Origin of the sequence: Tritonibacter mobilis F1926 (assembly GCF_000376545.2) — a bacterium.
GTDB lineage: Bacteria > Pseudomonadota > Alphaproteobacteria > Rhodobacterales > Rhodobacteraceae > Epibacterium > Epibacterium mobile.
Genome location: NZ_CP015230.1, coordinates 1,785,917 through 1,803,583, shown reverse-complemented (window position 1 = coordinate 1,803,583; position 17,667 = coordinate 1,785,917). Strand labels below are relative to the sequence as shown.

Annotated in this window: 16 protein-coding genes; 8 read left to right on the top strand and 8 right to left on the bottom strand. The window is 59.1% G+C overall.

Annotation, left to right across the window (positions count from 1 at the left end; all coding sequences use genetic code 11):
• Positions 1 to 19: 19 nt before the first annotated feature.
• The 3 genes from K529_RS08635 to K529_RS08625 are packed head-to-tail and all read right to left on the bottom strand — an operon-like array spanning position 20 to position 3,133.
• On the bottom strand, positions 20 to 601 hold the full coding sequence (locus tag K529_RS08635; protein WP_005613272.1) for a retropepsin-like aspartic protease family protein: 582 nt from the start codon (positions 599 to 601) through the stop codon (positions 20 to 22).
• A 49-nt stretch (positions 602 to 650) separates the two neighbouring features.
• Positions 651 to 1,274 carry a MarC family protein gene (locus tag K529_RS08630; protein ID WP_005613274.1) on the bottom strand — a complete coding sequence of 208 codons (624 nt, stop codon included), beginning with the start codon at positions 1,272 to 1,274 and terminating at the stop codon, positions 651 to 653.
• Positions 1,271 to 3,133 (bottom strand): ABC-F family ATP-binding cassette domain-containing protein, encoded by a 1,863-nt coding sequence (locus K529_RS08625; RefSeq protein WP_046002316.1) that lies wholly within the window; start codon positions 3,131 to 3,133, stop codon positions 1,271 to 1,273. The genes K529_RS08630 and K529_RS08625 overlap by 4 nt, the downstream gene beginning before the upstream one ends.
• A 200-nt stretch (positions 3,134 to 3,333) precedes the next feature.
• On the opposite strand from K529_RS08625, the gene K529_RS08620 reads away from it, so the two are divergent.
• The 3 genes from K529_RS08620 to ndk all read left to right on the top strand — a co-directional run bounded on the left by K529_RS08620 (position 3,334) and on the right by ndk (position 6,824).
• Entirely contained in the window at positions 3,334 to 4,923 is a 1,590-nt protein-coding gene (locus K529_RS08620) for a DUF2235 domain-containing protein (protein WP_040641869.1), read from the top strand.
• Positions 4,924 to 5,045: 122 nt separating this feature from the next.
• On the top strand, positions 5,046 to 6,254 hold the full coding sequence (locus K529_RS08615; RefSeq protein WP_005616292.1) for a multidrug effflux MFS transporter: 1,209 nt from the start codon (positions 5,046 to 5,048) through the stop codon (positions 6,252 to 6,254).
• 147 nt (positions 6,255 to 6,401) lie between these two features.
• The gene (gene ndk / locus K529_RS08610; RefSeq protein WP_005616290.1) at positions 6,402 to 6,824 is read left to right on the top strand and encodes a nucleoside-diphosphate kinase; all 423 of its coding nucleotides are present in this window, start codon (positions 6,402 to 6,404) and stop codon (positions 6,822 to 6,824) included.
• 118 nt (positions 6,825 to 6,942) lie between these two features.
• Here the strand turns inward: ndk and K529_RS08605 are convergent, their stop codons facing one another.
• A complete protein-coding gene (locus tag K529_RS08605; protein WP_005616288.1) occupies positions 6,943 to 7,278 on the bottom strand; it encodes a TfoX/Sxy family protein in 336 nt (111 codons plus the stop codon).
• Positions 7,279 to 7,690: 412 nt separating this feature from the next.
• Between K529_RS08605 and K529_RS08600 the strand changes: the two genes are divergently transcribed.
• Positions 7,691 to 8,944: a glycosyltransferase family protein gene (locus K529_RS08600; RefSeq protein WP_005616286.1), complete on the top strand. Its 1,254-nt coding sequence runs from the start codon at positions 7,691 to 7,693 to the stop codon at positions 8,942 to 8,944.
• 526 nt (positions 8,945 to 9,470) lie between these two features.
• Here the strand turns inward: K529_RS08600 and K529_RS08595 are convergent.
• A complete protein-coding gene (locus K529_RS08595; RefSeq protein ID WP_005616283.1) occupies positions 9,471 to 10,085 on the bottom strand; it encodes a response regulator in 615 nt (204 codons plus the stop codon).
• A gap of 353 nt (positions 10,086 to 10,438) precedes the next feature.
• Between K529_RS08595 and K529_RS08590 the strand changes: the two genes are divergently transcribed.
• The 4 genes from K529_RS08590 to K529_RS08575 all read left to right on the top strand — a co-directional run bounded on the left by K529_RS08590 (position 10,439) and on the right by K529_RS08575 (position 15,510).
• A complete protein-coding gene (locus K529_RS08590; protein ID WP_005616281.1) occupies positions 10,439 to 10,906 on the top strand; it encodes a molybdopterin-dependent oxidoreductase in 468 nt (155 codons plus the stop codon).
• Between the two features lie 43 nt (positions 10,907 to 10,949).
• Positions 10,950 to 13,427 carry a hybrid sensor histidine kinase/response regulator gene (locus tag K529_RS08585; RefSeq protein WP_005616278.1) on the top strand — a complete coding sequence of 826 codons (2,478 nt, stop codon included), beginning with the start codon at positions 10,950 to 10,952 and terminating at the stop codon, positions 13,425 to 13,427.
• A 290-nt stretch (positions 13,428 to 13,717) separates the two neighbouring features.
• Positions 13,718 to 14,710 (top strand): tRNA dihydrouridine(20/20a) synthase DusA, encoded by a 993-nt coding sequence (gene dusA, locus K529_RS08580; RefSeq protein WP_005616275.1) that lies wholly within the window; start codon positions 13,718 to 13,720, stop codon positions 14,708 to 14,710.
• 8 nt (positions 14,711 to 14,718) lie between these two features.
• Positions 14,719 to 15,510: a hypothetical protein gene (locus tag K529_RS08575; RefSeq protein ID WP_005616273.1), complete on the top strand. Its 792-nt coding sequence runs from the start codon at positions 14,719 to 14,721 to the stop codon at positions 15,508 to 15,510.
• Between the two features lie 116 nt (positions 15,511 to 15,626).
• Here the strand turns inward: K529_RS08575 and K529_RS08570 are convergent, their stop codons facing one another.
• The 3 genes from K529_RS08570 to ccmI are packed head-to-tail and all read right to left on the bottom strand — an operon-like array spanning position 15,627 to position 17,578.
• A complete protein-coding gene (locus K529_RS08570) occupies positions 15,627 to 15,863 on the bottom strand; it encodes a DUF1289 domain-containing protein (RefSeq protein WP_005616270.1) in 237 nt (78 codons plus the stop codon).
• Between the two features lie 3 nt (positions 15,864 to 15,866).
• Complete coding sequence (gene ruvX / locus K529_RS08565) at positions 15,867 to 16,340, bottom strand: Holliday junction resolvase RuvX (protein WP_005616268.1); 474 nt, start codon at positions 16,338 to 16,340, stop codon at positions 15,867 to 15,869.
• A complete protein-coding gene (gene ccmI / locus K529_RS08560) occupies positions 16,337 to 17,578 on the bottom strand; it encodes a c-type cytochrome biogenesis protein CcmI (RefSeq protein WP_005616265.1) in 1,242 nt (413 codons plus the stop codon). The genes ruvX and ccmI overlap by 4 nt, the downstream gene beginning before the upstream one ends.
• Positions 17,579 to 17,667 lie beyond the last annotated feature (89 nt).

Genomic DNA, 17,667 nt, shown 5'->3' with positions numbered 1-17,667 from the left:
CGCGCCGCGAGGCGAGATTTCAACGGGTGAGGATCAGTTCATTGTTGCGAATTTCAATGCCAGAGAAACGCTGAAGATAACCCATGCCCAGCAGGGATTGCTCCAATGCGCCCTCATTGACCCAAGCTGAGACATTTTGATCGCTGATCGGCCCTAAGGTGACGCTTTCGAGTGTTACGCGCGCGGTGCGGACTTCGCCATTGGCGGTCATTGCACGCCCCAGATAAACAAGAGACCCCGTGTCAATCCCGAGTTGTTGTGCCGTTTCGACATTTAAAACCATGTCGCTGGCGCCAGTATCGACAAGGAACTCCACCGGCTTATCGTTGATCTTGAGCGTCAGATAATAGTGTCCATCACGGGCGCGCGGCACTGAGATCTGGCCTTCTTCAGAGAGCACGGCCTGTTGCGGCATGACCGTTGCGCGAATATCGTCCCAGAGGCCGTAGGCGGCAATCACACCGAGAAAAATCAAAACCCAGATCAACAATTGTTGGGCTGTTTTGCCAAGGGTTTGACGGTTTTGCACAAAGACCCATGATCCCACTGCCAATAGCAGCAGGACCAGATAGATCAGCTGGCCGAGATCGTCTGAATTCATGGGTCTTTGTCCTCCATATCAGGGAGGTAGGTGTTCACCGCACCTATGTCTAGCTGGCAAAGCCAAAGGCGCGCAGACCTTCAAGCACGAATTGCACCGAAAGCGCGGCGAGAAGCATGCCCAGCAACCGGGTTGCCACATTGATGCCGACGGGACCCAAGAGCCGCTCCAGCAGGCCCGAAATCGAGAACATCCCCAGCATCAGCGCAATCACCGCCACCACGATGGCCATCACCGAGGCAAAGCCCTCAATGCCCGGATGCTGCCCGGTCAGAAGGATGACCGTGGCGATGGAGCCAGGCCCTGCGATCAGCGGGATGGCCATAGGAAAGACAGAAGGATCATCCTCGGGGGCGATCTCGTCGCCTTGGTGCTGACGGCGCGCGGTGCGGCGCTCAAACAGCATATCGAGCGCGGTGAGGAACAAGAGAATACCGCCTGCGACGCGGAAGGCCGGCATGGAAATCCCGATAAAGCCCAGAACGCTCTCGCCAAACAGCGCAAAGACCGCGAGGATGCCGACCCCAGTGATGGAGGCACGAATGGCGATGGCGCGGCGTTGCTTGCTGGTCATGCCCTGGGTCAACGCCAGAAACACCGGCATCAACCCGATGGGGTCAATGATCACAAAGAGCGTCACAAATGAGGTAATCAGGAACGCGGTGTCGATCATTGCGCCTCGGCGACCTCCAGTTTCTCGAGTGCCTTCATCCAGAGTTCCTCGGCGCGGTCCAGTGCGTCCATGCATTCGGCGTGTTTTTTCTGCCAGACCGCCCGGTCACCGGCGCGGCTCGACTCGTAAATCTCCGGATCGGCGAGCTTTTCGTCCAGCTTGTCCTGCATCTCGGTCAGTTTCTCGATGCGGGCCTCGGCCTTGCGGACCTCGTTGCGCAGGGCAAGGATCTGATCGCGGCTGGCGCGCTTGGGCTTTGGCTTGGACGCGGCTTTTGCATCCGCTTTGCGGGCGGGTTTGTCGCGCATCAGCAGCATCTCGCGATAGCTGTCGAGATCGCCGTCATAAGGCGCCACAGTGCCATCGGATACCAGCCAAAGCCGGTCCGCCACCATGCTCAGCAAATGCATATCGTGGCTGACCAGAATGACCGCGCCGCTATAGGCGGTGAGCGCCTCGACCAGCGCCTCGCGGCTTTCAATGTCGAGGTGGTTGGTCGGCTCGTCGAGGATCAGCATATGGGGCGCATCGAGCGTCGCCAAAAGCAGGCTGAGGCGGGCCTTTTGACCACCGGACAGCCGCCCAACTGCGGTTTCGACCTGCGCGGCCAGCAGGCCAAAGCCCGCGAGGCGCGTGCGCCATTTTGCGGGTGCCTCATGAGGACGCAGGCGACGCAGGTGATCGATCGGGGTTTCATCCACATAAAGCTCGTCCACCTGATGCTGGGCGAAATAGCCGATGCGCAGCTTGGAAGAGCGCACCATCTTGCCCGCCATCAGCGGCAGCCGGTCCGAGAGCAGTTTGGACAGGGTGGATTTGCCCTGACCGTTCTTACCCAGAAGCGCGATGCGATCATCCTGGTCGATGCGCAGGTCGAGGCGTCTCAGAATCTCGACATCGCCATAGCCGGTGACACCGCCTTCGATCTGGATGATCGGTGGTGACATCTCTTCGGGTTCCGGGAAGGTGAACGCCCGCAGCGCGGCCTCTTGCGGGGTTGAGATCGGTTTCATCTTCTCGATCATCTTCAGGCGGGACTGGGCCTGTTTCGCCTTGGAGGCCTTGGCGCGGAAGCGGTCCACGAAGCTTTGCAGATGGGCGCGGCGGGTTTCCTGCTTGCGCGCCTCGGATTGTGCCACGGCGATGCGCGCGGCGCGGGTTTCGGCAAAGGTGTCGTAGGTGCCCTGATAGAGCGTCAGCTTGCGATCCTCCAGATGCAGGATCGCCCCCACCGCCCGGTTCAAAAGCCCGCGGTCGTGAGAGACAATCAGCACCGTATGCGGATAGCGCGCGATATAGCTTTCGAGCCAGAGCGCACCTTCAAGGTCGAGGTAGTTGGTCGGCTCGTCCAGCAGCAGCAGGTCGGGCTGTGCAAAGAGCACCGCGGCAAGCGCCACACGCATCCGCCAGCCGCCGGAGAAATCGGAACAGGGGCGCAACTGGTCCTGATCGTCAAAGCCAAGTCCCTTGAGGATCGAGGCGGCACGGGCCTCGGCGGACCATGCGTCAATATCCACAAGCCGGGTCTGGATTTCCGCAATGCGGGTACCATCGGTTGCGGTGTTGGCTTCGGCCATCAGCGCCGCACGTTCGGTATCGGCAGCCAGCACCGTGTCGATCAGGGATGTGTCCGACGAGGGAACTTCTTGTGCCACTCCGCCGATACGCGCCTGAGAGGGCAGGGTGATGGAACCGGTCTCCAGCGCAAGCTCTCCGCGGATCAGGCGGAACAGGGTGGATTTGCCGGTGCCATTGCGGCCCACGACACCGACCTTGTGACCGGTTGGAATAGTGGCAGAGGCCTCCTCCATAAGGGGGCGGCCTTCGACGGAATAGGTAATGTTATCGATCCTAAGCATGAGGTCTCTCATGTCGAAAGGGACCGGGGTGGTCAATCACTATCCGTCACCAGGCCGTCAGGAGTTATGCGCAAGAACAGCGGATTTCTCACATTGGCGAGGATCGCGTCCATGTTACGCTAGACATTATTTGAGACAGCCTCGGGGGCGTGATGGGTGCGCGGCACTGGGGCGAGATTGAACCAAAGGGGGATTTTATCATGCGTCGATTGATTATTTGCTGTGATGGCACATGGAACACCGCAGATCAGCACACCGGAGGCGTGCCGACACCGACCAATGTGGCGAAGCTGCATTCGCTGGTGGCCCGGACCGGTCATGATGGGATCGAACAGATCGATTACTACCGGCGCGGTGTCGGCACATCCGGCGGACTATTGCGACGCATGCTGGGAGGGGCCATTGGGCTCCGGCTCGAAGATGACATCATGAGTGCTTACAAGTTCCTCGCCGAGACCTATGAGCCGGGCGATCAGATCTATCTGTTTGGGTTCAGCCGGGGGGCCTACACGGTACGGAGCCTTGCGGGGATGGTCTCAAAGGTGGGACTTGCTGATTTACGCCCCGCGCATCTGTCGCCTTATGAGGACAGCTGGGAGGTGGTGAAGCGTTTGATGCGGACCTATCAGGCGCGCAAAGCGGGAGACGAGAAGGCAGGGCTTCAGAAACAGTTTCTGGAAGAGCGCCCGGTGTCGGTCCGATTTCACAACGAGACAGCAGATATTGGTTTTCGGTTCATCGGCGTTTGGGACACGGTCGGTGCGCTGGGCATTCCGGATGACAAGGGGCTGTTGCGGCTGCTCCTTGGGGATGTGCTCAAACATGAGTTTGGCGACACCACATTGGGCCGCAATGTGGAATGCGCCCGCCATGTGCTGGCGATGGATGAGCGGCGCAAGGATTTTACCCCGACGCTCTGGACAGATTGGGCGCGGGGGCAGGATGTCGAACAGCGTTGGTTCCCCGGCGTTCACGGAGATGTCGGCGGCAGCTACGCCGATAGCGGCCTTGGGGATCTGACGCTGGAATGGATGCTGCAAGAGGCACAGGCCAATGGACTTGCTCTGCGCGAGATATCACCGGGACGTATGAACCCGGATGCGTTCGCGCGGCGGCACAATTCCTATCTGGGCTGGTTTCGTTTGCGTCCCACCCGGCCGCGTGCTGTGCCCGAGGTTTCGGAGGCCGCAGCCGATGTGGCTGACTGGACCAGCCGTACCCGTTTTGATGCCTCGGTGATTGCGCGGCACATGACACCGCCACCGGGAGAAAAGAGCTATTGGTCCACCCATGTGCTGGGCGTCGCCCAAAGTACCGAGACCATCGCGGCAGCACGCAAGCGTTGGAACGCCACCGGGGTATATTTGGAGCGGGGGGCCCGATACCGGATAAAGGCCAAAGGGCAATGGCAGGATGCATCGATCCCTGCCGCTGCCGATGGGGCAAATCCGGGGATATATCTGGGCAAGATCGGATACGCGCTGGCGGCGGTTCCCGAATTGCTGCGCAAGGCGATCCGGATGCGCAAGGGATTTGCCAGCGCTGATGTGCCGTTCTCGCGCCGCATTGATGGCGCGCCTTGGTTTGCGCTTATCGGAGCAATCGCCAACGGGCAGGTGACTCAAACCAGCGAGGACGAGGTCTCTGATCACGAATACCACCGCCTCGGTCAGGAAGCGGTGATCGCGCCGAGCCAAAGCGGTTATCTCTATCTCTTTGCCAATGACGCATGGCAAATGTACGGCAACAACGCCGGTGTGCTGCGCGTTGAGGTGACACGGCTCAGCTAGGGCAGACATCTGGGAATAGCGTACTTGTATCCGAACCAAGAGCACTGTTTAACATATGCAGGACCCAAGGTACCCGCCGGCAGAGGCCATTGCTGTGACGCGCGGAGAGAACGGATAGGCAGATGCTGCGCGCAGCCCAAACACCCCCAACGCTGATGACACTGATCGTTGGCACCGCACTGTCGGTGCTGTCGCTCAATATGTTCCTGCCTTCGCTGCCCGGCATCGCCAAAGAGTTTCAGGTCGACTACGGGCTCGCCAACCTTTCGGTTGCTGGCTACCTTGCGATCTCTGCGGCGCTTCAGATTGTCATGGGGCCGATGTCGGATCTTTATGGTCGGCGTAAGGTGATGCTGTTGTGTTGTGCGATGTTCGTGCTGGCCTCTGTGGGCTGTGCATTGGCAAGCAACATTTGGGTGTTTCTCGGCTTTCGCCTGCTGCAAGGCGCGATCATCAGCGGGCAGGTGATTTCGCGCGCGGTTATTCGCGATATGTACCCGCCCAGCCAAGCGGCGAGTAAACTCGGCTATATGGGAATGATCATGGCGTTGGCCCCGATGACCGGGCCGATGATCGGAGGCGCGCTTGATATGGCCTTTGGCTGGCGGGCGGGGTTCTGGCTCTATACGGGGCTTGGGCTGTTGGTGCTCTGGCTCACGTGGGGCGACATGGGAGAGACCAATACCAACCGTTCGGCCACGTTTCGGGCGCAGATGCGCCTTTATCCGCATCTCTTTGCCTCGCGCCGCTTCTGGGGTTATTCCGCCTGCGTTGCCTTTTCGATTGGAGGGTTCTACTCCTTTGTTACTGGCGCGCCGATGGTGGCGGCGGCTTGGTTTGATCTCAGCCCGGCAATGGTGGGGCTGGGGATCGGCATCATCACCTGTGGTTTTATGGTGGGGAACTTTGTCACCGGGCAAATGGCTCAGCGACTTCCCCTCATGACGCTTATTGTGATCGGTCGGGTGATCTCCTGTGTGGGGCCTGCGCTGGGCTTTGGTCTGTTCTGGATCGGGCAGGGGAGTGAGCTGGTCTTTTTCGGCTCTGCCATTTGTGTCGGGCTGGGCAACGGGTTGACCATCGCCAATGCCAGTGCGGGTTTGATGTCCGTGCGTCCAGAACTCGCGGGCAGCGCTGCGGGGCTTTCGGGGGCAATGACGGTGGCGCTGGGCGCGGCGTTGACCACCGTGACGGGGATCGCGGTACAGCCGGAGACCGCGCCCTATGCGGTGCTGGGGATCATGCTAAGCGCAAGCCTTCTGGCGCTGATCTCGGCGATCTACGTGTTGATTGTTGACCTTCAGGATCCATTGGAAACGGCGCATGGCTGATCCATCCGCGGCTTTCGCCTAAGCGCTGGGCACAAGCCTCTTCCCATGGGCGGGCTGTCGTGCTACCCGGCGCCAGAATGTTGCGGCGACCGCCATCGCGGCCACCGTGACCTAATCGACCTCAGAATGTCTCAAGGAGATCGCCCGATGGCACTGGAACGCACTTTTTCGATCATCAAGCCCGACGCAACCCGCCGCAACCTGACTGGCGCAATCAACGCCAAGTTCGAAGAAGCAGGCCTGCGCATTGTTGCACAAAAGCGCATCCACATGACCAAAGCGCAGGCTGGCAAGTTCTATGAAGTGCACGCCGAGCGTCCTTTCTATGACGAGCTGTGCGAATTCATGTGCTCCGCTCCGGTGGTCGTGCAGGTTCTCGAAGGCGAAGGCGCTATCGCAAAGAACCGCGAAATCATGGGCGCAACCAACCCGGCAGACGCAGCCCCCGGCACCATCCGCGCCGAGTTTGCAGAATCCGTGGGTGAAAACTCTGTGCACGGCTCCGACGCTCCGGAAACCGCAGCTGTAGAAATCGCCTACTTCTTCTCCGGTCTCGAACTGGTTGGCTAATAGTTTAGCCGTTGAGCAATCGACGGCGAACTTAGTTCAATCATTGAACCGCTGAGAATTTTGGCCGTCACGCCCCGCGCGTGACGGCTTTTTTTGTGGGTGAGATATGGTCTGCAATTCAGCCGGGGCGACGCTCCACCACACCGATTTCATTCAGGATCGCATCAAATGCTGAGCGGTCGCTGTCAAAGCTCTGGGCCTTGATCGCATCAAAACGTTTGCGCAGCGCTTTCTTCTCCTCGCCCTTGCAGTCGTTCCACGGGCGGCCCTGCAAGGCCATCACTAACACATAGTAGCCGATGAAGTGCGGCTTGCCGCCACTCTCGAGCAACTTGCCATAGGCCGCATCGGCGCCAAGGGTGCGCAATTCTTCGGCCGAGTGAATACCCGCACGGGTGCAGGCGGCCTCAAAAGCAGGGCCAAGGTTTTTAATGGAGGAAACGGGTGTGCTCATGAGGCGACCATACTCTGGCGCTGCGCTGACGTCAGCCCTGAATGGATCGCCACTGCGTATAAGGCAGGAGCACCAGCGGCTGTGCTGGCACTGATTCTCAAGTTCATGGTTAATGATTCCAATGTGTTAGCCAGATTATGGTTAACGGGCGTTAGTGTGTGTGCGGCGAAATAATGTTACCTGAAAATTCTGTGATTTTGTGACCCTCGGCGTGGGTAAACCCTATCCCGAAGGCGTGGTCCTATCCTTTGGGGAGGGCCGCAGAAACCGATGGATAGGACGTACGAACATGCAAACTCGATTAGATTTGTACACATCGGAATACAAACACCAAGAGGTTCCAATGTTACATCCCATCATTCTCGCAGGCAGCGTACACCAGTCAAGTGAACGGGCGAGCGGGGTGTGCCCGATGCCTCTGGAAGCCGCGCCCGGCGCACCCAGCCGGTTTGAACGGCTCTTGTCCGCCCTGTCTGGCGACGTCTTCTCAGCGCCGGTTGTTGTCACCACCCAAGACTGCGCGCCGCTGGTTGATCGTCAATCCGCACATCGCGAAGCCCGCCTGATCGTGGAGCCCGACACCCACAAGCCCGCCGCAGCCCTCCTGAGTGCGGTTCTCTCCCTGCGTCACATGCCCGGCGCAATTGTGGTCGTTGCTCCGGCCTCTGCCGATTTGGAGGATGCGCGCAAGCTCGATCTGGCACTCTGCAACGCCATCCCTGCCGCGCAGCGCGGCGAGATTGTGATGCTTGGTCAGCGCACCACACGGGCCTATGCTGGCTACGGCATTATGGAAGTGGTTTCTCAGCCGCATGAGAACGTGCCGGTGGCCGTAAGTCGCGTCTTGGCCTCTGGCCGCCAAACCACGCTTTCACATCTTTTGCAGGGCAACCATCAGCTTTGGGGCATGGGGATCTATGTCGCCCGCGTTGACGTGTTGCTGGCGGCGTTCAAGAGCCACGCAAGCCGTCTGTTCTTGCCGGTCAAGAATGCATTGCAGCGGGCCGAGGCTGTCGATGGGACAAAGATGTTGGATGCGGCAACCTACCGCCGCGTCAAAGCGATCACCTTTGAAAAAGCGGTCGCAGAAAAGATCGATAACGTCTGCGCCATTCAGCTTGATCCGGCCTGGAGCGAAGTACAGCAATGGGAGCAGGATGCAGCGGCCGATCGCGCGATATCTGCTTGGGATCAGGATCTTGCAGAAGATCTCTCAGGCGCTGCACGTGCCGCTTCCTCTGATCTGCACCCGCATGCTGCCGATATGATGGCAGTCTACGCAAGCCTTGCTCAGGCCACCGAAGACGACGCATTGACAGCGCGCAGCACCGACCACAAATGGGGCCGTCACGAAACCCTCGCGATGGGGCCTGGTTTTACCTTGCAGCGTATGGCCATCGCGCCCGGCGCCGCGTTGGAAATCAGCGCCGGTGCGGGGGGCGCGGAGCATTGGGTTGTCGCGCAGGGATCGGTGTTGGTGACGCTTGGCGATCATGTTCGACTTGTTTGGGAAGGGCAGAGCGCCCGTATCCCCTGTGGTCGCTCGCGCCGCATCGAAAATCCTGGATCGGGCACGCTTGTTCTGATCCAGCTACAAGTTACCCCGCTGACGGGCACCAAGGATCACAGCCCGCTGCACAGCCTTCCCCCCGCCGGAGTTGCCTAACCCCCCCCCTCTTGTCCCGCAACCCGGCTTACTGACGCCCCGCGCGCCCACGCGGGGCGTCTTTTTATGGATCTCGCCCTATTTTTGAGAGCCGAGTGAAACCGCATGATATCAGGAGACTGTGTGTCATAGGCTTATGTGCGAGGAGGAAGGGCCCGGTGATACCGTCACGGTGGGAGGGGGCACGCGAGGAGGTCGCATTTCAACTCTGGCAGGGCCACAGCCGTTGAGAAAGGCAATCGAACTACCAGCTTGCATTGCAGGGGGAATAGGTGTTGGGCGAGCGAAGTCCGAAAACGATCCATCGTGACACGCTGTCTGATATCCAATGCGGTAGGTGCGACAGGAGCGTGCGGAAATCATCCTGCAGGGCACAATCAGCGCCACAACCGAGCAACGTGTCGGTTCAATCCGACAGGTGTGCCGGAGGTCGCCGCATTATTGTGGCCTTCTAAGGTCCGGTGGTGACCAAATCGCCCAACCCCGGCGTCCAAATCTGGTCCGAAGATGCGCTGAGGCTGTCAGTCTAGAACAAACCCGCTTCTTTGGCGGTCATCGCGGCCTGGGTGCGGTTCTTTGCATCGAGTTTGCGGCACAGGGTACGCACGTGCAGTTTGATGGTGACTTCCTGCAAATTGAGGTCGCGTGCGATTTCCTTGTTGGATTGCCCGCGGCAGAGGCCACTTAGAACCTCGACCTCGCGTGGGCTGAGTTGTGCAAGCAGCGGGTGGGCGGGGGCAGAGGCCTCTTCGCGCATCAATTCAACCGGCACGTAGATTTCACCTGCACTCATGAAGCGCACCGCATTCAGCAGAGATTGTGCCCCCATGGTTTTGGGAATGAAGCCAATCGCGCCAGCATCAAGAGCATCCTGCGCAGTGCGTGTCGGGGCGCTGCCAGACAGGATCGCAACGCCGCGTCCGCCGTTGGCCTTAAGCGCGCGCTGCAGACCATCCAACCCGTTCATACCGGGCATGTTGTAGTCCAGAAGCACCAAATCAAACGGACCATTGTCTTCGAGCTCTTTCATCGCCCGGGGCAGGTCCGTGGTTGCTGTAATCTGCGCGCCACCCTCTGACGAGAGATAGGCAGAAATGGTGTCGCGCACCATGTCATGATCATCTGCGAGTAGAATACGCATATCGCCGTTTAACCCGTTTTCACTGTTCATCTAAGATCCTAGCGTCGAAAACCTTTATAATCCATCAACTTCTAAGACCTTTCGATCCGCTGTATATTTAACTTAATTATCTGATACGAAAATTGCGTTCAATTTATGGCAAATGCCACTCTTTTGCCATAGGTCTTTCCAAACCATGAAGATCGTAAAAATACAAAAAACGGGACATGAATTCGAAATGCCAGATCTGAAGATTTACCGATCTTATACGAAAGTCTAGGAGACTATACACAGGCGTTCATGCCCGCTGGCGCAGGATGTGTCATGGTCTTGGCGAACCCGCTGTGGGGTTGACCGTGTTTTGGAGGTACATCATGAGATCACTGCTGGTTGCCGTGGTGGCGCTGTTTGCAACATTTTGTTCTGCGATCGCATCTGAGGGTGAGGTTGTGCTGACATTGCGAAATGGCGATCAAACCCATGAATTCACGATCGAAGATCTGCGCAATCTCGAGGAGCGCGAGGTGGTGACCGAGACCATCTGGAGCGACGGTGAACAGCGATTTGTCGGCGTCTCACTGGATCGGCTGATGGCCGAAGCAGGTGTGAGCGAAGGTACGCTGGAGGCGGCTGCGGTGAACGATTACGCGGTAGAAATCCCGATGTCGGACGCGCGGCCAGATGGTCCCATCGTCGCTTACATGCGCAATGGCAAGCAGATGTCGCTGCGGGACAAGGGACCTCTCTGGGTGATTTACCCCTATGACAGCGCCTTGGAATTCCGTACCGAGGAAGTCTATTCCCGCAGTATCTGGCAATTGAACAGGATAACGGTGAAGTAATCCGCCTTTTCGAAAGGCCCAAAATTCAGGAGGTATCCGGCCGTTGGTGCGCCCAAAGATACCGAATACGCATCGCTGGATTATTTCTATTGCCGCCGTGGTTCTTATACTACTGGCGGCACAAGCCTTTCGTTTGGGAAAAGATGTGCAAACCCGGATCGAGGCGCTTTCGAGCGCGGCGACAGACAACCTACAATGGACTTTGTCACAGGCTGAGGTTGATTATCTGAAATATCGGTTTGCCGCGATGCAGGTGCGCCAGCGCCGGGATCTTCCTCGCTTGCGGCGCCAGTTCGACATCTACTATAGTCGCATCGCCACATTCCGCGAAAGCTCCTCTTACTCCGGTGTGCGGGCCACGCCCGAGGGGGGAGAGACGTTGGAGCGGCTGCATCAAGGGCTGCTTGAGCAGGCGGAGCTGGTCGATTCTTCTGACGACACATTGCTGGCACGATCGGACGAATTGCTACGGATGATCGTAAGCGAAGGGGACGAAGTGCGCGATCTGGCCCTTTTTGGTGTTGTGCTGCAGGCCGAAACCGCCGGGGAAGAGCGGGTCTTGTTGCACGAGCTGTTCTCGCGTCTTGCGATCGTTGTTCTTGCCTTGATGGGAACGCTGGCGCTCACCGCCTTGGTCATTTTGCGCTTGTTCCGACGCGGTCAACGATTGTCGATGTTGCAAGCGCAGGAAGCGGCCCGCACCGAGGCAATGGTGACCTCGTCTCTGGATGCAATCCTGATGGCGGATGCCGCAGGCCGGATCACAGCGATCAACGGCGCTGCCGAAGAGATTTTTGGCTATAGCGAGGATGAGGCGATTGGGCTGAGCTTTGACGCCTTGGTCCTGAACTCGCCTGATAACTCCGGTCCGAACAAAATCGACGATATTTTGCGCGAAAGTGACGGCCGCATAGAGATGACCGCACAGCGTAAGAACGGAGAGATCCTGCCTGTTGAAGTGTCTCTGACCATCAGTAAATCCGATGGAAATCAGGTGCTTGTGAGCTATGTGCGCGATATTTCGCGTCGCTTGCAAGCCGAAGAAGAACTGCGTCGCGCCCGTGACGACGCGCTCGCCGGTGAGCAGGCCAAGGACCGATTGCTCACCGTGATGAGTCACGAGATGCGCACACCGCTCACCGGTATTCTCGGCTCGCTTGATGTGCTCGAAGATCTGGGACCGACCGCAGATCAACAGCGCTATATGCAGGCGATGCGTGTGTCGGGGGAGCTGCTTTTGCATCATGTCAATGACGTGTTGCAACTGTCGCGCCTTGAGGCCGGTGCCGACCCAGACCCGCCGCATCCCTTTGATCTGGATGAGCTGGTGAGCGGCATAGGAGAAAGCCAGCAAGCGATTGCGCGGCGCAACAATAATGAGCTGACGGTGTTTTGTAGTTTGGGTGGGTCCTCCGGGGTTGAGGGGCGATGCCGCTACGTCCAGCAGGTATTGCTCAATCTGATCGGAAATGCGTTGAAGTTCACCCATGATGGCGCGGTGTCCGTCGATGTGATGCGCACCGAGGGGGATCTGGTTGAATTCAGTGTTGCTGATACCGGAAAAGGCATCGCCGCTGAGGATCTGGATCGCATCTTCGATGATTTCACCATGCTCGATCCCAGCTATAAACGGGGAAGCGAGGGGACTGGCCTGGGGCTGGCAATTTCACGCCGGTTGGTCCGGCTGATGGGGGGCGAAATCACCTGCGAAAGCGAGCCGGACGAAGGCAGCCTCTTTACTTTCACCATCCCGCTCCCACCTGTGACGCTGGATGAGACGGTGCAGGCAGCAAAACCCGTGGGGATTCCGACCGGTCGGCGACTGTTGGTGATCGAAGACAATGACATCAACCGATTGTTGCTGGAGAAGATGCTGGGAGATCTGGGGCATGACGTGATCTCAGCCGATGGCGGTGCTGCTGGAATTGAGATGATACGAGCGGAGCGTTTCGACCTCGTTATTTCCGACATCAGCATGCCCGATGTGGACGGGATGGAGGTCTTGCGCCGTGTTCGAACTGAGGGCTTGGCTGATGACATCGATATCGTCGCCCTGACCGCCCATGCAGCGCGGGACGATCATGAGCGCATTCTGGATGCGGGATTTGCTGAGGTTCTCACCAAACCCATTGATCGCGCGGCCTTGGCCGAGATGGTGTCGCGTCGCTGTGCAGGCAGCAACCAGCCGCCACAGCAGAACACGCCTTCGCAAGACGAATCGGACATTGCCCAATTTGTCGAGGCGGTCGGCACAGAAAAAGCCCGCCATTTCCTAGCAGAATTTCGCAGTGATGTTCAGGCGTTGCGCGATGCGCTGAGCGAAAGCGGCGAACTCACAGAAAGCCACAGGCAGGAGGCCCATCGCCTTGCCGGATCGGCAGCTGTGCTTGGGTTTGGAGCACTGCGCGCGTCTATGCTGCAGATTGAGCAAGCCAATACCAATGCCGTACCAGAATTGGCGCATCTTCAAGATGCATGGGGCAGCGCAGAGGAGGTTCTCACGCGTCACGTAGGCGCGTGATTGCGCGCCGTACCGGACTGAAAGGGATAAGACTTGGCCGGTCACACTGGCGGTCGGGCATACTCGCCGTAGCTGGCGAATTTAAACACCGAGTCTACTCACCTGAGCCCATGGAGGGGTCGAAGCGTGAGGCATACCTGAGCCCGGTTTGTCGCAGGTCACTGTCCTGCGCAAAGAGTTATGCTAAACCCAAGCATGTCAGAATCAATAATGTCCACACCCCGATTACATCGCCAGAATCTCTGGCAGAGCCGGTGACATGATCTAGCTGAGAAATGGGAGTTAACGCCATGAAAAATAACGCACAAAAGGCAGCGCGTTTGAGCGTGGCGCCTATGATGGACTGGACCACGCGCGAATGCCGATATCTGCACCGTTTGCTGTCAAAAAAGACGTTGCTTTACACTGAAATGGTGACGGCACCGGCTCTGGTCCGAGGGCGCGCGCTTCATTTGCTCGACCATGATGTGAGCGAACACCCGGTCGCATTGCAGCTTGGTGGGTCTGATCCGGATGAGCTGGCGGAGGCTGCGAGGCTGGGGGCTGAGGCGGGCTATGATGAGATCAACCTGAACTGCGGTTGCCCGAGTGATCGCGTGCAATCCGGGGCCTTCGGAGCCATCTTGATGCAATCGCCTGAGCTGGTCGCCGATTGCATGGCGGCGATGGCGCAGGCCGTGGACGTCGAGGTCACCGTAAAATGCCGCATCGGCGTCGATGATCAAAACCCTCCGGACGTCCTGCCAGAATTTATCGAGAAAATCCGCGCCGCAGGCGTTAATCGCGTCACCATTCACGCTCGAAAAGCCTGGCTCAAAGGGTTGTCTCCCAAGGAAAACCGCGACATCCCACCGCTTGATTATGAGCTTGTTCACCAGATGAAAGCCAGTTTTCCTGACATGCATATCTCGATCAACGGGGGCATTGCGACGCTGGAGGATGCTCAGGCGCAGCTGGCGCGCGGACTTGATGGCGTGATGATCGGGCGGGCTGCATACCACCAGCCGGCAGACGTGCTTTGCGCTGCTGATCCGCGCATCTTTGGCACTGGTGAGGTCACAGACCCGGTCAGCGTGGTGCAAGACATGCTCCCTTATATCGAGCGCGAGATGCAACTGGGAGCACGGCTACATCAGATCAGCCGCCACATGCTGGGCCTTTTTGCAGGGCGCCCCGGCGCGCGGCAATGGCGTCGTCATCTCTCCGAAGGTGCAAGCCGCAAAGGCGCCGGGCCTGAGCTGGTTGAGGAGGCGCTTGATCTCGTGATCGCGCGCGCCGCGTAGGGGCCGGGATGCTCGATCATTTCCGGCAATTCGGCTGGCTGCGTTTTCCGATGGACCCGCGCGTCAGATCTTGGGCCGAGCAGGCGCGAGACGCCGCAACAGATGCAATCTCAGACCCGGCTCACGCTCAATGGCTCGACTGTGAGGGGACGTGGTTCATCGGTGTGGACGCGCTGCCCAATGATCCCAACGGCCGCCTTCCATCCGGAGCGCCGTTGGAGGGACCTGCGGTTGATTTTATCAGCAGACATCTCGGCGCTCTTCCACCGCTGCACCGCGCACAATTATCCGTCATATACCCCGGCTACCCACGTCCCAGACGGGGTGAAAGCGACGCGGCCTTCGGGTATCGCCGAAATCGCGATGCAGCCCATGTGGATGGGATCAAGATGTTCGGGGAGGTCCGCCGCCGTCGCGTTGAGGAGCCGCATGCCTGGGTTCTGGGGCTACCGCTGAATGTGACCAGCCCCGATGCCGCTCCGCTGGTGGTCTGGGAAGGAAGCCATGAAATCATGCGCAAGGCCTTTGCCAGCGCATTCAAAGGGGTGCCAGCACAGGAATGGCACCTTGTCGATGTGACCGACGCCTATACCGCAGCGCGCCGTGAGGTGTTTGAAACTTGTAAACGTGTCACTGTTCATGCCGCACCAGGGGAGGCGTATCTGATGCACAGGCTCTGCCTGCATGGCGTAGCGCCTTGGTCAGATGAGGCGACCGCCCCTGAGGGGGAAGGCCGTATGATTGCTTACTTCCGTCCCGAAATGTCGCAGTGGCAGGCCCATTGGCTCGCGGATCTCTGATCCCTGTGTCTATCCATTTCTGCAGCACTGGCGGAGAGTGCCGCGGCCAAATACTGGACGCGGGGCCTCTCTTCTAACACCAAATATCCCCGCCGGAGGCCGCGGGCGTCAGCCCGCTACCTCTTGCGCTGCAAGCGCGCGGCACGTCCACCCCGACGCGCTTTGGGGGCCGCAGATCGGGTCGGCAATGCGGCCATAATCTCGGAGCGTTCCACATCGCTCATTTTCGACCAACGGGTGATTTCGTCGATGGAGCGCGCGCAGCCGGTACAGAGCCGCGTTTCCGGATGGATCACGCAGAGCTTTACGCAAGGGCTCTCAATTTCCTGTCGCTTCCAGACGTCGTCGGTCATGACTTACCCGCTCTTGATGTGGCGCAACCGGTCCAGCGCCCCTTGCAGGATATACGAGGCCGCAACATGGTCGATCACCTCTGCGCGACGTTTTCGAGACGTATCAGCCTCCAGCAGCGCTCTTTCGGCGGCCACCGTCGACAGCCGTTCGTCCCAAAACCCGATGGGCAGGTCCGTCACACGCGACAGGTTTCGTGCAAAGGCGCGGGTGGACTGACAGCGCGGCCCCTCAGAGCCATCCATATTGCGAGGCAGCCCCAGAATAATGCCGTTGATGTCGCGCCCGGAAATGATCTCCAGCAGGCGATTGCTGTCGAGCGTGAATTTCTTACGCCGAATGGTCTCTAGCGGGGTGGCCACCGCGCCGATCCGGTCAGAGACCGCAACCCCGATGGTTTTTTCGCCAAAATCCAGACCGACAAGCGCCGTCATCTGAGGCAGGGCGGCTGCGAAATCCTCGAATGCGTCATGGATCATTTGTTGGCCTCCACCTGCGCCATAGCGGCGTTCAGGATCTCTAGCGCGGCATCATTGTCAGCAAACTGCTGCGTGGCCTCGGTAAATATTTCTCGTGCTTGCGCGTCGCGCCCCAGCACCCCCAAGGCGGAGATCAGCCGCGCCCATTCCGCCGGGGTACCACCTTCGCTCGCCAGACGCTCCGCAAGGCCCGAGACCATTCCCTCAATCACCTGCTGGCGTTCCTCAGGAGACAAGTTCTGCATTGCTTCAACCTGTTCAGCACTGGGGCCGGGCAGGGGGGCTGCGGGTCCTCCACCGGGGGCAATCGGCTTATATTCCACCCCGGCGAGACCTGCCATATCCGGGATTTGCGCCTCAATTGCACGAATCCAGGGCGCGCCAGCAGGACCGTCTTTCAGAGTCTCAGCCCAAATGCGATAGCCCCGGTCTGGTCGCCCGTTCTGCCCCATCATCAGGCCAAAATAATAGCGTGCCCGCCCATCTTCTGGTGTCACGGAAAGCGCCTGAAGCAGCAAATCTTCGCTCTCGGGCGAGACATAGCCGCCTGCGGCCATCACCTGCAGTTCGGCCTGATCAATCAGATCCCGCATGTCGATATCGCCCGACTGCAATTCTATATAGCGGGCCTTGGCCTCATATGCGGCTTTGAAATTCCCAAGCCGCGCTTCATGCTGAGCAAGCAGGGCCTGACCTTGTGGATCTTCCGGGCGCTGAGCCGTTGCGCTGCGCAATTGCTCCACAAGTTTCAGATAGTTTGGATCTGCCTGTGGCTCAGTTGCGGCGGGCATGCGCGCTTCGGCCTCGGCCTGCGTGGGGCGATTTGCGGCACGTTCTTTTGCAAGTGCCAGACGCTCGGCAAGGCTATAGTCCCCATAACCGGGCGCGCCAAGCTGCCAATAAAGCCCGCCGGTCCCAAGTGCGATGACCAGCACCATCGCGACCGCCGCGATCCGGCTGGGACCATTGTCCTGTTCTTTGCCAGCCTCAGCCGCCTGAACCTGTGCATCGGCTGACAGAATGCGGCGCGAGATTTCGGTGCGCAGCCGTTCCGCATCCCCCGTGCTGACGATGCCTCTGGCCACGTCACGGTCCAGATCTTTGAGTTGCTGGCGATAGACACGTAAATCATAGGCGGCAGCGGGTTCGCTCGTACCATTGCGATTGCGCAGCACCACCATTGCCAGCATTGCCGCAAGCATCAGGGTCACAACACCGGTCAAAATCCAAAAAGCCATCGTCTCTCCGCCGTTTGGTTCCATCTATAGGCGCAAGCGCGCGGAAAAAAGCCCTATTGCTGCGACCCGCTGTCCCGCCCCCGACAGGA

Excerpts from the sequence above, each read along its gene's own strand:
- K529_RS08635 (WP_005613272.1), bottom strand. The coding sequence starts at position 601 with ATGAATTCAGACGATCTCGGCCAGCTGATCTATCTGGTCCTGCTGCTA.
- K529_RS08630 (WP_005613274.1), bottom strand. The coding sequence starts at position 1,274 with ATGATCGACACCGCGTTCCTGATTACCTCATTTGTGACGCTCTTTGTG.
- K529_RS08625 (WP_046002316.1), bottom strand. The coding sequence starts at position 3,133 with ATGCTTAGGATCGATAACATTACCTATTCCGTCGAAGGCCGCCCCCTT.
- K529_RS08620 (WP_040641869.1), top strand. The coding sequence starts at position 3,334 with ATGCGTCGATTGATTATTTGCTGTGATGGCACATGGAACACCGCAGAT.
- K529_RS08615 (WP_005616292.1), top strand. The coding sequence starts at position 5,046 with ATGCTGCGCGCAGCCCAAACACCCCCAACGCTGATGACACTGATCGTT.
- ndk (WP_005616290.1), top strand. The coding sequence starts at position 6,402 with ATGGCACTGGAACGCACTTTTTCGATCATCAAGCCCGACGCAACCCGC.
- K529_RS08605 (WP_005616288.1), bottom strand. The coding sequence starts at position 7,278 with ATGAGCACACCCGTTTCCTCCATTAAAAACCTTGGCCCTGCTTTTGAG.
- K529_RS08600 (WP_005616286.1), top strand. The coding sequence starts at position 7,691 with ATGCCTCTGGAAGCCGCGCCCGGCGCACCCAGCCGGTTTGAACGGCTC.
- K529_RS08595 (WP_005616283.1), bottom strand. The coding sequence starts at position 10,085 with ATGCGTATTCTACTCGCAGATGATCATGACATGGTGCGCGACACCATT.
- K529_RS08590 (WP_005616281.1), top strand. The coding sequence starts at position 10,439 with ATGAGATCACTGCTGGTTGCCGTGGTGGCGCTGTTTGCAACATTTTGT.
- dusA (WP_005616275.1), top strand. The coding sequence starts at position 13,718 with ATGAAAAATAACGCACAAAAGGCAGCGCGTTTGAGCGTGGCGCCTATG.
- K529_RS08575 (WP_005616273.1), top strand. The coding sequence starts at position 14,719 with ATGCTCGATCATTTCCGGCAATTCGGCTGGCTGCGTTTTCCGATGGAC.
- K529_RS08570 (WP_005616270.1), bottom strand. The coding sequence starts at position 15,863 with ATGACCGACGACGTCTGGAAGCGACAGGAAATTGAGAGCCCTTGCGTA.
- ruvX (WP_005616268.1), bottom strand. The coding sequence starts at position 16,340 with ATGATCCATGACGCATTCGAGGATTTCGCAGCCGCCCTGCCTCAGATG.
- ccmI (WP_005616265.1), bottom strand. The coding sequence starts at position 17,578 with ATGGCTTTTTGGATTTTGACCGGTGTTGTGACCCTGATGCTTGCGGCA.